The following is a 15328-nucleotide window of genomic DNA, read 5'->3' on the forward strand; positions in this document are numbered from 1 at the left end:
CTTGGCCGACGCTCTATTACGCGGAGAACCTCGCGCAGCGCCTAAATTGCAGAACCCGAATTACTTCGGACGCTTCGCACCGTACTTCGAACGGCGCTGCTTGCGGTTCTTCACGCCCTGCGTGTCGAGCACGCCGCGGATGATGTGATAGCGCACACCCGGAAGGTCCTTCACGCGGCCGCCGCGGATCATGACCACGGAGTGCTCCTGAAGGTTATGGCCTTCGCCGGGGATGTAGCCGATCACTTCAAAGCCGTTGGTCAGGCGAATCTTTGCGACCTTACGCAGAGCCGAGTTCGGCTTCTTCGGCGTCGTCGTATAGACGCGCGTGCAAACGCCCCGCTTCTGCGGGTTGGCCTGCATGGCCGGAACCTTGTTGCGCTTCACCGGCGCAATGCGCGGCTTGCGGATCAGCTGGTTGACGGTAGGCATTAAACCCTCTTGTCTCTCAATTCCGTGTCTCAAGCCCGTTCGGGGCGGCTTCAAGCGCAAAATCCATACGCGAATTCGGGCCCCAAACCGCGTTTTACGGTCTTGCCCGAACAAAGGCAGAGGAAGCGAATCCGCTTCATGCACGCCGGAAATGTCTTCTCGCTCGTAAAAAACGAACCCTGTTTGAGGTGAACTCCAAAGCACGTCGCTTCGGAAAAGCCAACCTCACATCGGCTCAGACGAGGCGGTATCTACTCGCATGACCGCCTACCGTCAAGCCCGTCCCCTTAAAAACCTTAACGAAACCGGGGCTTCGGGCGGCTTGGCGGGGTTGCAGCAACTATATTGCGCTGCAGCATGGGTTCGAAGCCAATTTATAAGGCTGTTTGTCCTGTCTTGCACCCCGCCTTCGTGCGAAAATCGGGGAAACCGGGGCCGAATCCCCCGCAAACGAATCTAATTCCAGGGAATCACCATGAACGACAACGACGAACGGCCCGTGACGATCATCACCGGCCGAGTCTGGCGCAAGAAGGGTGGCAAGCCGGAGGGCGTGCACATCATGCTGGTTGCGCCCGACGACGACAGCGCCGTGCGCTCGGCGCTCGACGCGCTGGCCAAGGAAGGTTACGCCGAAGCCGAACTCGACCAGATCGGCGACATGCAGGGCGAACCCGACGACGAGCCGCACATCTCCGCCTATCAGGGCGCGCTCGAAGGCGAGGTCTCGATCGTCACCTTCAACGAGCCGTTCTGACCGCGGCACATCTCACCTCTATATAGAGAGCGGTCAATTGACCGGCCCTGCCCCGCCGATGTCGGCCATTTCAGGTTGGGCGGGCTTCTGGCCGGTGGCGCGATTGACCAGCACGGTGACGAACCACAACACCACGCCGATGCCGATCAGGATACCGGCGATCTTGTATTGAACGGGATCGCGCCCGGTCCAGGGACCGGCGAAGAAGGCGCAAGCCACCGCCCCCAGGATCGGCAACAGCGTCGGCGTACGGAAATGGTCGTGCCCGACCGTGTCCTTGCGCAGCACCAGCACGGCTATGTTGACCACGGTGAAGACGCACAGCAAGAGCAGCGCCGTCGTGCCGCCGAGTGCCGGAACCTCGCCGACAAAGGTAATCAGCGCGAAGGCGAGCAAGGTGGTGAAGCCGATCGCGATATAGGGCGTGCGGCGCGAAGCATGAACCTTGCCGAGCAGTTCCGGCAACACGTGTTCGCGGCTCATGCCATAGACAAGCCGGCTCGCCATCAGCATGTTGATGAGCGCGCTGTTGGCGACGGCGAACATGGTGATGAAGCCGAAGATTTCGACCGGGAAGTTCGGCGCGCCGGCCTGGACGACCTTGAGCAGCGGCGTCTCGCCCTCGCCCAACTGTTCCGGCGGCACCAGGGTGATCGCCGAGATCGACACGAGAACGTAGATCACGCCGGTGATCAGCAAGCCGGTCAGCAGAACCTTCGGAAAAATGCGCGTCGGATCCTTGCACTCCTCGGCCATGTTGACCGAATCCTCGAAGCCGACCATGGCGAAGAAGGCCAGCGTGGTCGCCGCGATCACCGACCAGAAGGCGCTGCGGTCGGGTGCCGAATGGAACTGGGTGATGCGCGAGACATCGCCCTCGCCCGCGCCGATCGCCCAGAGGCCGATCACGATGATGATCATCAGGCCAGTGAACTCGACGCAGGTCAACACCACATTGGCCTTGACGCTTTCGCCGACGCCGCGGAAATTCACAGCTGCGACAATCGCCATGAACACCAGGCCGATGAGCGTGATGCCATATGTGCCGGTAAGTCCGAGATCGAAAGCTCCTGAAAGATTGGCGGCAAAGGCGCGCGACGCCGTCGACGCCGAGGTGATGCCCGAGCACATCACGGCGAAAGCCACGATGAAGGTGATGAAATGGATGCCGAAGGCCTTGTGGGCATAAAGAGCCGCACCCGCCGCCTTTGGATATTTGGTGACCAGTTCGAGATAGCTGAAGGCCGTGATGACGGCGACGATGAAGGCGACGAGGAACGGCAGCCAGACCACGCCGCCGACCTGCTTGGCTACCTGGCCGGTCAACGCATAGATGCCGGTACCCAATATATCGCCGACGATGAAAAGCAGCAGCAGCCATGGGCCCATCACGCGATGGAGGCTCGGCTCTACCGATACCCCCTGTCCTTTCGCGTCGGAGGGGACGTCGGTCATCGGGCACTCCTCTCAGGGCTGATGCACTTCAAGGAGGAGGCTATTTTCGTAAGTTCGCGATGTCAAACCGCCTCAATACATTAGCAAAACCTTGTAAAAAGGGCCTTCGGATCACTCCGACGGCTCCGAGGGAAGGATCGGCACGTAAAGGCCAATCGGCCCAGACCACTCAATTCGTGGCGGCGTCCAGTTTCAACACGACAAACTGGGTGAACTGTTCCGGGCTGAAGTTGTTATCGGAGGCAATGACCAAAGTGCGTTGGCCGTCCACTTCCGGTCCCCACGTGACCGACTCTATGTTGTCGATGTCGAGACCAAAGTCCCCCTCACCTATCTTCAGTACCTTGCGCTTGGACATCGCCTTTGCCGCAACTTCCTTGATCGACGCAGAACCATTGACGTCCGTCGCGCCGGAGAAGCTCGCCAGGTAGAAATTGATCTCGCTGCCGATGCCGAGCGCGAAGGAACGTTCGATCGTCAAAAGCTCGCCGGGTCCGAAGAACATGAATTCGGACAGACCGTTGTCATTGTAGAACGGGTCCTGGGTCGCCTTGGTGAAGATCGGTCCGTTGTCATAGACGTGCTCGGCTTTAGCGGTGCCGCTGGCGATATCGAAGCCGATGATGCGCGACGGGCTGCCGGCCTCCAGCGTCGCCTTTTCGCCGTCCTGCGCCAGGGCGTTCTCGGTCCCCGCCCAAAGGGTCTTGCCGTCCGGCGAAATGGCGAGGCTTTCAAACGAAAGGTTGCCACGCACGCCGCGCGTCTTGTCGGCATCTGGCAGATAGGTTTCGGGAATGGCGAAGCTTCTGACGTGGCTGCCGTCGGGCTTTGCTTCATAGATCGCCGGCCGGCCGGCAGCATCACCCTCGCTCGACCAGAAGATGCGGTTGGCCGCGGCGTCGAAGCGGATCGCCTCGGGGTCGACGTCCTTCTTGGCGAAGGCGGCACCTTCGGCATTACGCAATTCCGCACTTGAAACGATGTCGACGCCGTGCACGCCCTTACTGTCGATGGCAAGCTTGAGCGTGTAGAGACGCGCCGGCGCGCGCTCCGAACGGTCGTCCGAAATTGCGTAGAACAGCCCCCTCGCAGCGTCGTAGTCGAGGCCGGAAATGCCGCCGAACTCGGTGCCCGCGATCTTCAGCCCGGTCGGCAGAACGACCTGACCGAGCAATGACGCTTTGAACGGCACGGCTTCCTCTGCATAAGCGGGCATAGCAGCCGACGCCAGCAGGGCGGCGAGAGCGGAGAAGACGGTTTTCATGATGACGGCCACCTGGCATGTGCGTTGAAGCAGTATTGCTAGCGGCGGCATTTGACAGCGGCATGAAGCCTGGGCGTCACCGAAATGAAAAAAGGGGGCCGAAGCCCCCTTTTCCAGTTCCTTGCAACGACGCTCTTACTGAGCAGCGTTGACCATGTCGGTCAGGATCGGCTCGGCGATCTCCGCACCCGAGAGCTTGCGGCGCTCGTCGAGAATCAGTTCGTCGCGCGAGGTGGCGATGCGCCGGATCTGGCTCATCATGCCGCCCGTGCCGGCCGGGATGAGGCGGCCGACGATGACGTTTTCCTTGAGACCCTGCAGCATGTCGGTCTTGCCGGCGACCGCAGCTTCCGTCAGCACCCTGGTCGTTTCCTGGAAGGAAGCGGCCGAGATGAAGGACGGCGTCTGCAGCGATGCCTTGGTGATACCGAGCAGGACCGGCTGACCTTCGGCAGGCTTCTTGCCTTCCTCGATCAGGCGATCGTTGATCTCGTCGAACTCGATGACGTCGACATGATCTCCTGGGATGTAGATCGAGTCGCCCTGTGCGGTGATCTCGACCTTCTGCAGCATCTGACGAACGATGACCTCGATGTGCTTGTCGTTGATCGACACGCCCTGCAGTCGGTAGACTTCCTGGATTTCGTTGACGAGGTAGGAAGCGAGAGCCTCCACGCCCTTGATTGCCAGAATGTCGTGCGGCGCCGGGTTGCCGTCGAGGATGTAGTCGCCCTTTTCGATGGCGTCACCGTCCTGAAGATGGAACGGCTTGCCCTTCGGGATGAGGTATTCGACCGGTTCAAGCGTCGAGTCATGCGGCTCGATGATGATGCGGCGCTTGTTCTTGTAGTCGCGGCCGAAGCGGACGGTACCGTCGATCTCGGCGATGATGGCGTGATCCTTCGGGCGGCGGGCTTCGAAGAGCTCGGCAACACGCGGCAGACCGCCGGTGATGTCCTTGGTCTTCGCGCTTTCCATCGGGATACGCGCCAAAACGTCGCCAGGGCGAACCTGAGCACCCGGCTCGACCGAAAGAATGGCCTCGACCGAGAGCAGGAAGCGGGCATCGCCACCCTTCGACAGCTTGCCGACCTTGCCCTTGGCGTCCTGAACCACCATCGCCGGCTTCAGATCGTTGCCACGTGGGGTCGAACGCCAGTCGATGACCTCACGCTTGGTGATGCCGGTCGACTCGTCGGCCGTTTCCTGAACGGAAATGCCGTCGACCAGATCCTCGAACGCCACTCGGCCTTCGATTTCGGTGAGGATCGGACGGGTGTAGGGGTCCCACTCGGCGATACGCTGGCCGCGCTTCACCTTGTCGCCATCGTCCACGAAGATACGCGAACCATAGGTGACGCGGTGCGTGGCACGCTCCTTGCCGGCTTCGTCGAGGATCAGGATCGCCATGTTGCGGCCCATCACGACGAGGTTGCCGTCGGAGTTGCGAACCACATTGCGGTTGCGGATCTCGACCTTGCCCTCATACGAGGCTTCAAGGAACGAGCTGTCCACCACCTGCGCGGTGCCGCCCATGTGGAAGGTACGCATGGTGAGCTGCGTGCCCGGCTCGCCGATCGACTGCGCGGCAATGACGCCGACAGCTTCGCCCTGGTTGACAGGGGTACCGCGTGCCAGATCGCGACCGTAGCAGACCGCGCAGACGCCGACCTTGACTTCGCAGGTCAGGGCCGAACGGATGCGGACCGACTGGACGCCAGCCTTCTCGATGACCTCGATGTCGCGTTCGTCCATCAGAGTACCGCCCTTGACCAGCAGATCGCCTGATACCGGGTGGTTGATGTCGTCCAGCGACGTACGGCCGAGGATACGCAGGCCGAGCGAAGCGACAACCTGGCCGGCATCGACGATCGGCTGCATGGTGAGGCCCTTGTCGGTGCCGCAATCAACCGAATTGACGATGCAGTCCTGCGCCACGTCGACGAGACGACGGGTCAGGTAGCCGGAGTTAGCCGTCTTCAGAGCGGTATCCGCGAGACCCTTACGGGCACCGTGGGTCGAGTTGAAGTACTCGAGAACCGTCAGACCTTCCTTGAAGTTGGAAATGATCGGCGTCTCGATGATTTCACCCGACGGCTTGGCCATCAGGCCGCGCATGCCGGCGAGCTGGCGCATCTGGGTGGGCGAACCACGCGCACCGGAGTGCGACATCATGTAGATCGAGTTCATCGGCTTCTGACGGCCGTTGTCCTCGAACTCCACCGCCTTGATGCGGGCCATCATTTCGTCGGCGACCTTTTCCGAGCACTTGGCCCAGGCGTCGACGACCTTGTTGTACTTCTCGCCCTGGGTGATCAGGCCGTCATTGTACTGCTGCTCGTATTCCTTGGCCAAAGCCTCGGTGTCGGCGACCAGCTTTTCCTTGGTATCCGGGATCAGCATGTCGTCCTTGCCGAACGAAATGCCGGCGCGGCAGGCATGAGCGAAGCCGAGAGCCATGATGCGATCGCAGAAGATGACCGTCTCTTTCTGACCGCAGTGGCGGTAGACGGTGTCGATCATCTTGGAGATGTTCTTCTTGGTCATCTCCTGGTTTGCGGTGTCGTACGGCACGTTGACGTTCTTCGGCAGCAGTTCGCCGATGATCATGCGGCCAGGCGTCGTGTCGTGGATCTTGGACACGACATTGCCTTCGGCGTCGACCGTGCGGAAACGACCCTTGATCTTGGCGTGCAGCGTGACCGCCTTGGTCTCAAGCGCATGCTGAAGCTCGCCCATGTCGGCAAACACCATGCCCTCGCCCGGCTCGTTCTGGTTGACGATCGAGAGATAGTAGAGACCGAGAACCATGTCCTGCGACGGCACGATGATCGGCGCGCCGGAAGCCGGGTGCAGGATGTTGTTGGTCGACATCATCAGCACGCGCGCTTCGAGCTGAGCCTCGAGCGACAGCGGAACGTGGACGGCCATCTGGTCGCCGTCGAAGTCAGCGTTGAAGGCCGTGCAGACGAGCGGATGCAGCTGGATGGCCTTGCCTTCGATCAGAGTGGGCTCGAAGGCCTGGATGCCCAGGCGGTGCAGCGTCGGTGCGCGGTTGAGCAGAACTGGATGCTCGCGGATGACCTCGTCGAGGATATCCCAGACTTCCGGCTTTTCCTTCTCGACCAGCTTCTTGGCCTGCTTGACGGTCGAGGAATAACCCTTGGCGTCGAGGCGGGCGTAGATGAACGGCTTGAACAGCTCGAGCGCCATCTTCTTCGGCAGGCCGCACTGGTGCAGCTTGAGCTCCGGACCGGTCACGATGACCGAACGGCCGGAATAGTCGACGCGCTTGCCGAGCAGGTTCTGACGGAAGCGGCCCTGCTTGCCCTTGAGCATGTCGGACAGCGACTTCAGCGGACGCTTGTTGGCACCGGTGATGACGCGGCCACGGCGGCCGTTGTCAAACAGTGCGTCGACGGCCTCCTGCAGCATGCGCTTCTCGTTGCGGATGATGATCCCCGGCGCGCGGAGCTCGATCAGGCGCTTCAAGCGGTTGTTACGGTTGATGACGCGGCGATAGAGATCGTTCAGGTCGGAGGTCGCAAAGCGGCCGCCATCCAGCGGGACCAGCGGACGCAGGTCCGGTGGGATCACCGGCACGACCTTCATGATCATCCACTCGGGACGGTTGCCCGATTCCATGAAGTTCTCAACCACCTTGAGGCGCTTGAGATACTTCTTCTGCTTCAGTTCCGACGTCGTCGTGGCCAGTTCCGAACGCAGATCGCCAGCGATCTTCTCGAGATCCATCGAGGCGAGCAGGTCGTGAATGGCCTCAGCGCCGATCATGGCGGTGAAGCTGTCCTCGCCATATTCGTCGACGGCGATCTGGTACTCTTCCTCGCCAAGGAGCTGGTGCTCCTTGAGCGCGGTCAGGCCCGGCTCGGTGACGATGTAGTTCTCGAAATACAGGACGCGCTCAATATCCTTGAGCGTCATGTCGAGCAGCGTGCCGATGCGGCTGGGCAGCGACTTCAGGAACCAGATGTGGGCGACGGGCGCTGCGAGCTCGATGTGGCCCATGCGCTCGCGGCGAACCCGCGACAGCGTCACTTCCACGCCGCACTTTTCGCAGATGACGCCCTTGTACTTCATGCGCTTGTACTTGCCGCACAGGCACTCGTAGTCCTTGATCGGGCCAAAGATACGGGCGCAGAACAGCCCGTCACGCTCCGGCTTGAAGGTGCGGTAGTTGATCGTCTCCGGCTTTTTGATTTCGCCGAACGACCAGGACAGAATCTTCTCAGGGCTGGCGAGCGAAATCCGGATGGAATCGAACACCTGCGCAGGCGCCTGGGGGTTGAAGAGATTCATGACCTCTTGGTTCATGCCGTTCTCCTTTTCGGGGCCACGAAAGCCCCTTTCATCTTGTGCGGGCCAGAGCGCCCGCCTGCTTTCGGCCATCGCCGAAGAATTCTCATCGAAGAGCGCGATCAGTACCCAACCTTGGGGATCGTGCTCAGCGGCGACGCCGCGGGAAAACCCCGCGGCGCGCCTTTAGTGCTTACTCGGCAGCGTTTGGCAGCCGGTGGTTTTCGTCGACCTTGGTGTTCTCAAGCTCGACATTGAGGCCCAGCGAACGCATTTCCTTGACGAGAACGTTGAAGCTCTCGGGGATGCCCGCTTCGAACGTGTCGTCGCCGCGCACGATGGCCTCGTAGACCTTGGTACGGCCCGCCACGTCGTCCGACTTCACGGTCAGCATTTCCTGCAGCGTGTAGGCGGCGCCGTAAGCCTCGAGCGCCCAGACCTCCATTTCGCCGAAGCGCTGGCCACCGAACTGCGCCTTGCCGCCCAGCGGCTGCTGGGTAACGAGCGAGTACGGTCCGATCGAACGGGCGTGGATCTTGTCGTCGACCAGGTGATGAAGCTTGAGCATGTAGATATAGCCCATGGTCACCTTGCGGTCGAACGGCTCACCCGTACGGCCATCGTACAACTGCGACTGGCCGGAAGTGTGAAGACCCGCCTGCTCCAACATGATGTTGATGTCGGCTTCATGCGCGCCGTCGAACACCGGGGTCGCAATCGAGACGCCACGCTTCATCTGCTCGCTGAGGCGAATGATGCTTTCGTCGTCGTAATCGCGGACCGGCTCGTTGCGGTCATTGGCTGGAATGAAGCTCTCGAGCGTCTCGCGCAGCGGCTTGATATCGCCACCAGACTTGTACGCCTCGATCAGTTCACCGATCTTCTTGCCCATGCCTGCGCATGCCCAGCCCAGATGCGTTTCCAGAATCTGGCCGACATTCATGCGCGAAGGCACGCCGAGCGGGTTGAGCACGATATCAGCATGCGTGCCGTCTTCGAGGAACGGCATGTCCTCGACCGGAACGATACGCGACACGACACCCTTGTTGCCGTGACGGCCGGCCATCTTGTCGCCGGGCTGCATCTTGCGCTTCACCGCAACGAAGACCTTGACCATCTTCATCACGCCGGGCGGCATCTCGTCGCCGCGCTGCACCTTCTCGACCTTGTCCATGAAGCGCTGCTCGAGCTGCTTCTTGGAGTCGTCGTACTGGCCGCGCAGAGCTTCAAGCTCACCCTGCATCTTCTCGTCTTCGACGGCGAACTGCCACCACTGCGAACGCGGATAGTCGTCCAGCGTCTCCTTGGCGACGGTCGAGCCCTTCTTGAAGCCCTTCGGTCCGGCGATCGCGTCCTTGCCGATGAGCATGTCGCTCAGACGGCTGTAGACGTTGCGATCGAGGATCGCCTGCTCGTCGTCACGGTCCTTGGCGAGACGCTCGATTTCCTCGCGCTCGATCGCCATGGCGCGTTCGTCCTTCTCCACGCCGTGGCGGTTGAAGACGCGCACTTCGACAACGGTGCCGAAGGTTCCGGGCGGCATGCGCATGGAGGTGTCACGGACGTCGGAGGCCTTTTCACCAAAGATGGCGCGCAGAAGCTTCTCTTCCGGCGTCATCGGGCTTTCGCCCTTCGGCGTGATCTTGCCGACCAGGATGTCGCCCGGTGCAACTTCCGCACCGATGTAGACGATACCGGCTTCGTCGAGGTTCTTCAGCGCTTCTTCCGAAACGTTCGGAATGTCGCGGGTGATTTCCTCAGGTCCGAGCTTCGTATCGCGCGCCATGACCTCGAACTCCTCGATGTGGATCGAGGTGAAGACGTCGTCGGCCACGATGCGCTCGGAGAGCAGGATCGAGTCCTCGTAGTTGTAGCCGTTCCACGGCATGAACGCGACGAGCACGTTACGGCCGAGAGCCAGATCGCCGAGCTCGGTCGACGGACCGTCAGCGATGATGTCGCCCTTGTTGACCCGGTCGCCCATGCGAACCAGCGGACGCTGGTTGATGCAGGTGTTCTGGTTCGAACGCTGGAACTTCATCAGACGGTAGATGTCGACGCCGGATTTGCCCGGGTCGAGATCTTCGGTCGCACGGATAACGATACGGGTCGCGTCGACCTGGTCGACGATGCCGCCGCGGCGGGCGCCGATGGCAGCGCCAGAGTCACGGGCAACGATCGGTTCCATGCCGGTACCGACGAACGGAGCCTCGGCGCGCACCAGCGGCACGGCCTGACGCTGCATGTTCGAGCCCATCAGAGCGCGGTTGGCGTCGTCGTTTTCCAGGAACGGGATCAGCGCTGCGGCGACCGACACCATCTGCTTCGGCGAAACGTCCATAAGGTCGACGTTTTCGCGCGGCGCCATCATCACTTCGCCGGCGTTACGGCAAATGACGAACTCGTCGACGAAGTGGCCATCCTTGTCGAGCTCGGCGTTGGCCTGCGCAACGAAGTGCTTGGCCTCTTCCATAGCCGAGAGATAAACGACCTCATTGGTCAGCGTGCCATCGACGATCTTGCGGTACGGGCTCTCGATGAAGCCGTACTTGTTGACGCGTGCGAAGGTAGCCAGCGAGTTGATCAGACCGATATTCGGTCCTTCCGGCGTCTCAATCGGGCAGATACGGCCGTAGTGGGTCGGATGCACGTCGCGGACTTCGAAGCCAGCACGCTCGCGGGTCAGACCACCGGGTCCAAGCGCCGAAAGACGACGCTTGTGGGTGATCTCGCTGAGCGGGTTGGTCTGATCCATGAACTGCGACAGCTGCGAGGAACCGAAGAACTCGCGCACGGCGGCAGCCGCCGGCTTGGCGTTGATCAGATCCTGCGGCATGACCGTGTCGATTTCGATCGAGGACATACGTTCCTTGATCGCGCGCTCCATGCGGAGCAGACCGACGCGGTACTGATTTTCCATCAGCTCGCCGACCGAACGGACACGGCGGTTGCCAAGATTGTCGATGTCGTCGATTTCGCCCTTGCCGTCGCGCAGTTCGACAAGCGTCCTGACCACGGCAAGGATGTCATCCTTGCGCAGGACACGGACGGTGTCTTCAGCGTCGAGCTCGAGACGCATGTTCATCTTGACGCGGCCGACAGCCGACAGGTCGTAGCGCTCGCTGTCGAAGAACAGCGAGTTGAACATCGCTTCCGCGGTGTCGATGGTGGGCGGCTCGCCCGGACGCATGACACGATAGATGTCGAACAGCGCGTCCTGGCGGCTTTCGTTCTTGTCGACTGTCAGCGTGTTGCGGATGTAGCCGCCGACATTGATGTGATCGATGTCGAGGATCTTGATCTCTTCCTCGCCAGCCGCGAGCAGGACCTTCAGGGTCTTTTCGTCGATCTCGTCGCCGGCTTCGAGGAAGATCTCACCGGTAGCGTAATTGACGATGTCCTCGGCGAGGTAGCTGCCGAAGAGATCGTCTTCGGTCGCCTTGATCGCCTTGAGGCCCTTTTCGGCAAGCTGCTTGGCCTGACGTGCGGTGATCTTCTTGCCGGCTTCGACAACGATCTCGCCAGTGTCGGCGTCGACCAGGTCGCCGACAGCCTTGAGGCCGCGGAAACGGTCTACCGAGAACGGAATGCGCCAGTGGTCGCCCGACTTCTTGTAGGTGATCTTGTTGTAGAAGGTCGACAGAATCTCTTCGCCGTCCATGCCGAGCGCCATCAGCAGCGACGTCACCGGGATCTTGCGGCGACGGTCGATACGGGCGTGGACGATGTCCTTGCTGTCGAACTCGATGTCGAGCCACGAACCGCGATAAGGGATGACGCGCGCGGCAAACAGAAGCTTGCCCGACGAGTGCGACTTGCCCTTGTCGTGATCGAAGAAGACGCCAGGCGAACGGTGCATCTGCGAGACGATGACGCGTTCGGTGCCGTTGACGATGAAGGTGCCGTTGGACGTCATGAGCGGCATGTCGCCCATGTAGACGTCCTGCTCCTTGATGTCCTTGATCGACTTCGCGCCGGTATCCTCGTCAATATCGAACACGATGAGGCGCAGCGTCACCTTGAGCGGCGCAGCGAATGTCAGATCGCGCTGACGGCATTCGTCGACGTCGAACTTCGGTGCTTCGAACTCATACTTGACGAATTCCAGCATCGACGCGCCGGAGAAATCAGAAATCGGGAAGACCGACTTGAAAACGGCCTGCAGTCCTTCATCGGGACGGCCGCCCTTGGGCTCGTCCACCATGAGGAACTGGTCGTAGGATGCCTTCTGAACCTCGATGAGGTTCGGCATCTCCGCAACTTCCGGGATCTTTCCGAAGAACTTGCGTACGCGTCTGCGGCCATTGAAAGTCTGGACCTGGGCCATCGTCGCTCCTTGCTGCCTTTCTTGGGGTGAGCGTCGCTAATGCTCACCTTGCATTCGCGCCGCCTCGGCGGCGGCCTATCCAAAACGGGCGAAAACCCGTTTCCTGAAAGCCGCTTGCGGCCATCAGGAAATAGGTTCCCCACACAATCCCCCGGGTCACGGGAGCCGGTGGGCGGCAAATGCGCCGCCCACCGAAACCGTGAGCTTACTTAAGCTCGATCTTGGCGCCAGCTGCTTCCAGCTGAGCCTTGAGCTTCTCGGCGTCAGCCTTCGAAACGCCTTCCTTGACGGGCTTCGGAGCGCCTTCGACGAGGTCCTTGGCTTCCTTGAGGCCCAGGCCGGTGATGGCGCGGACTTCCTTGATGACTTCGATCTTCTTGTCGCCGGCAGCTGCCAGGATGACATCGAACTCGGTCTTCTCTTCGACCGGAGCAGCAGCAGCGCCGCCGCCAGCAGCAGCAACAGCCACAGGAGCTGCAGCCGAAACGCCCCACTTCTCTTCGAGGAGCTTCGACAGCTCAGCCGCCTCGAGGACGGTCAGGGCCGACAGGTCGTCAACGATCTTTGCGAGATCAGCCATTTTTCTATTCCTTCAATCAGTTCGAACGTGAGTTGATGATAGCGAGGAACGGCCTCATGCCGCCTCGTCCTTCCGGGCATAAGCGCCAATGACGCGCGCGACCGAAGCCGCCGGCGCATTGACGATCTGGGCGATCCGGGTAGCCGGGGTGGCGATCATGCCAACCAGCTTTGCACGCAGCTCGTCGAGCGACGGGAGCGAGGCGAGAGCCTTCACACCATCGGCGTTGAGCAAGGTCGTGCCCATCGAACCACCAAGGATGACAAGCTTGTCATTGGTCTTGGCGAATTCGGACGCGACCTTCGGCGCTGCAATCGGATCTTCCGAATAAGCAACCAGCGTCTGTCCCTTGAACAGATCGATGATGTTTTCGGATTCCGTGCCCTGAAGAGCGATTTTGGCGAGACGGTTCTTCGCGACTTTGACGGTGCCGCCGGCCTGACGCATCTTCACGCGAAGATCGTTCATTTGCGCGACGGTGATACCGGCATAGTGGGCCACGACGACTGAACCTGCGTTCGAGAACGCGTCATTCAGGCCCGTGACGAGTTCGCGTTTTTCCGCTCTGTCCACTGCCTATCTCCAGTTGACCGCCTCCCATTTGCGGGGTGAGCGGTCGGGTTGCCTTTTGCCGGGCGGCCAATCCAGAAATTCCAGATCACCCGAACGGCGCTCGAGGATCCTGCCCCCTTTCGCCACACCTGACGGGCTTGCGGCCCGGCGCGATGCGCAGACAAAAGGCAAACACGGTTCGAACCTTTCATTGGAGCGGAAGCTCCGTTGTCTGGTCTTCACCCGTCTCATGCAGGCCCATTCGAATTAAGGACCAAGGGTCGCCTGGACCGCCTGCAATCTCGGACAGGATTTTCGAAAGCTGTTGCCAGCTTCCGAAAATCCGGGCCCGGAGGCCCGGAATAGTTTTCAGGATCCAGCCGTTGCCGGCTGATCCCGATTCCAATCATCAGGACGCGGCGAGCGTGCCGAGGTCGACCTTAAGGCCAGGCCCCATCGTCGAGGTGACGGACACCTTCTTGACGTAGACGCCCTTGGCGCCTGCGGGCTTCGCCTTGTTGACCGCGTCAGCGAAGGCGCGGACGTTTTCTTCCAGCGCCTTGACGTCGAACGAGACCTTGCCCACGCCGGCGTGGATGATGCCGGCCTTCTCGACGCGGAACTCGACGGCGCCGCCCTTCGAAGCCTTTACGGCTGCAGCGACGTCGGTGGTCACGGTGCCAACCTTCGGGTTCGGCATCATGCCGCGCGGGCCGAGCACCTTACCGAGACGACCGACCAGCGGCATCATGTCAGGGGTGGCGATGCAGCGATCGAAGTCGATCTGACCCTTCTGGACGATATCGACGAGATCTTCCGCACCGACGATGTCAGCGCCGGCGGCGCGGGCTTCGTCAGCCTTGGCATCACGTGCGAACACAGCGACGCGGACAGTACGGCCCGTGCCGTTCGGCAGGTTGACCACGCCGCGGACCATCTGGTCAGCGTGGCGCGGGTCGACGCCGAGGTTCATGGCGACTTCGATGGTCTCGTCGAACTTGACCGACGAGCGGGCCTTCAAAAGCTCGATGGCTTCACCAAGGCCGTAAGCCTTGTTCACATCGATGCCTTCGCGGGACTTGGAAACGCGCTTTGCAATCTTAGCCATGATCTCAGCCCACCACTTCCAGGCCCATGGAACGAGCCGAGCCTTCGACCATCTTGATGGCGGCGTCGATGTCGTTCGCGTTCAGGTCCTTCATCTTGACTTCGGCGATCTCGCGCACCTTGGCGCTGCTGATCTCGCCAGCCTTGATCTTGCCCGGCTCCTTTGAACCCGACTTGAGGTTGGCAGCCTTCTTCAGGAAGTAGGCCACCGGCGGCGTCTTCATGACGAAGGTGAACGACTTGTCCTGGTAATAGGTGATCACGACCGGGATCGGGGATCCCTTCTCGAGCTCCTGGGTCTGCGCGTTGAACGCCTTGCAGAACTCCATGATGTTGATGCCACGCTGACCAAGCGCCGGGCCGATCGGGGGCGACGGCGTCGCCGAACCCGCGGAAACCTGGAGCTTGAGCTGGCCCGCTATTTTCTTAGCCATCTCTTTCCTGCTTTCGTTTTATGCCGGATGACCGGCGGTTGCAGTTCGGTGGTGCGAAAAAGACAACCGGCTAAGCCGCCTCTTCTCCCACCATGCTTGCGCCAGG

Annotated in this window: 10 protein-coding genes; 1 reads left to right on the forward strand and 9 read right to left on the reverse strand. The window is 61.1% G+C overall.

What is annotated here, in order from left to right; all coding sequences use genetic code 11:
* Positions 1 to 60 precede the first annotated feature (60 nt).
* Positions 61 to 432, reverse strand: a complete 372-nt coding sequence (rpsL, locus tag DY201_RS16380; RefSeq protein WP_008837709.1) for a 30S ribosomal protein S12 — start codon at positions 430 to 432, stop codon at positions 61 to 63.
* 475 nt (positions 433 to 907) lie between these two features.
* On the opposite strand from rpsL, the gene DY201_RS16385 reads away from it, so the two are divergent.
* A complete protein-coding gene (locus DY201_RS16385; protein WP_115732109.1) occupies positions 908 to 1189 on the forward strand; it encodes a transcriptional regulator in 282 nt (93 codons plus the stop codon).
* 33 nt (positions 1190 to 1222) lie between these two features.
* Here DY201_RS16385 and DY201_RS16390 read toward each other — a convergent pair whose 3' ends face one another.
* From DY201_RS16390 to rplK, 8 genes are all read right to left on the reverse strand, one after another.
* Positions 1223 to 2644: an APC family permease gene (locus DY201_RS16390; protein ID WP_115732110.1), complete on the reverse strand. Its 1422-nt coding sequence runs from the start codon at positions 2642 to 2644 to the stop codon at positions 1223 to 1225.
* 169 nt (positions 2645 to 2813) lie between these two features.
* On the reverse strand, positions 2814 to 3908 hold the full coding sequence (locus DY201_RS16395) for an esterase-like activity of phytase family protein (RefSeq protein ID WP_115733829.1): 1095 nt from the start codon (positions 3906 to 3908) through the stop codon (positions 2814 to 2816).
* A 135-nt stretch (positions 3909 to 4043) separates the two neighbouring features.
* Positions 4044 to 8240, reverse strand: a complete 4197-nt coding sequence (gene rpoC, locus DY201_RS16400) for a DNA-directed RNA polymerase subunit beta' (protein ID WP_115733830.1) — start codon at positions 8238 to 8240, stop codon at positions 4044 to 4046.
* A gap of 175 nt (positions 8241 to 8415) precedes the next feature.
* On the reverse strand, positions 8416 to 12549 hold the full coding sequence (gene rpoB, locus DY201_RS16405; RefSeq protein WP_115732111.1) for a DNA-directed RNA polymerase subunit beta: 4134 nt from the start codon (positions 12547 to 12549) through the stop codon (positions 8416 to 8418).
* A gap of 205 nt (positions 12550 to 12754) precedes the next feature.
* Complete coding sequence (rplL, locus tag DY201_RS16410; RefSeq protein WP_067961869.1) at positions 12755 to 13129, reverse strand: 50S ribosomal protein L7/L12; 375 nt, start codon at positions 13127 to 13129, stop codon at positions 12755 to 12757.
* A 54-nt stretch (positions 13130 to 13183) separates the two neighbouring features.
* On the reverse strand, positions 13184 to 13702 hold the full coding sequence (gene rplJ / locus DY201_RS16415) for a 50S ribosomal protein L10 (protein WP_067961867.1): 519 nt from the start codon (positions 13700 to 13702) through the stop codon (positions 13184 to 13186).
* A 388-nt stretch (positions 13703 to 14090) separates the two neighbouring features.
* The gene (gene rplA / locus DY201_RS16420) at positions 14091 to 14789 is read right to left on the reverse strand and encodes a 50S ribosomal protein L1 (protein ID WP_115732112.1); all 699 of its coding nucleotides are present in this window, start codon (positions 14787 to 14789) and stop codon (positions 14091 to 14093) included.
* A gap of 4 nt (positions 14790 to 14793) precedes the next feature.
* A complete protein-coding gene (gene rplK / locus DY201_RS16425) occupies positions 14794 to 15222 on the reverse strand; it encodes a 50S ribosomal protein L11 (protein ID WP_115732113.1) in 429 nt (142 codons plus the stop codon).
* Between the last annotated feature and the right edge of the window lie 106 nt (positions 15223 to 15328).

The organism is Aminobacter aminovorans (assembly GCF_900445235.1).
Lineage (GTDB): Bacteria > Pseudomonadota > Alphaproteobacteria > Rhizobiales > Rhizobiaceae > Aminobacter > Aminobacter aminovorans.

Excerpts from the sequence above, each read along its gene's own strand:
- rpsL (WP_008837709.1), bottom strand. The coding sequence starts at position 432 with ATGCCTACCGTCAACCAGCTGATCCGCAAGCCGCGCATTGCGCCGGTG.
- DY201_RS16385 (WP_115732109.1), top strand. The coding sequence starts at position 908 with ATGAACGACAACGACGAACGGCCCGTGACGATCATCACCGGCCGAGTC.
- DY201_RS16390 (WP_115732110.1), bottom strand. The coding sequence starts at position 2,644 with ATGACCGACGTCCCCTCCGACGCGAAAGGACAGGGGGTATCGGTAGAG.
- DY201_RS16395 (WP_115733829.1), bottom strand. The coding sequence starts at position 3,908 with ATGAAAACCGTCTTCTCCGCTCTCGCCGCCCTGCTGGCGTCGGCTGCT.
- rpoC (WP_115733830.1), bottom strand. The coding sequence starts at position 8,240 with ATGAACCAAGAGGTCATGAATCTCTTCAACCCCCAGGCGCCTGCGCAG.
- rpoB (WP_115732111.1), bottom strand. The coding sequence starts at position 12,549 with ATGGCCCAGGTCCAGACTTTCAATGGCCGCAGACGCGTACGCAAGTTC.
- rplL (WP_067961869.1), bottom strand. The coding sequence starts at position 13,129 with ATGGCTGATCTCGCAAAGATCGTTGACGACCTGTCGGCCCTGACCGTC.
- rplA (WP_115732112.1), bottom strand. The coding sequence starts at position 14,789 with ATGGCTAAGATTGCAAAGCGCGTTTCCAAGTCCCGCGAAGGCATCGAT.
- rplK (WP_115732113.1), bottom strand. The coding sequence starts at position 15,222 with ATGGCTAAGAAAATAGCGGGCCAGCTCAAGCTCCAGGTTTCCGCGGGT.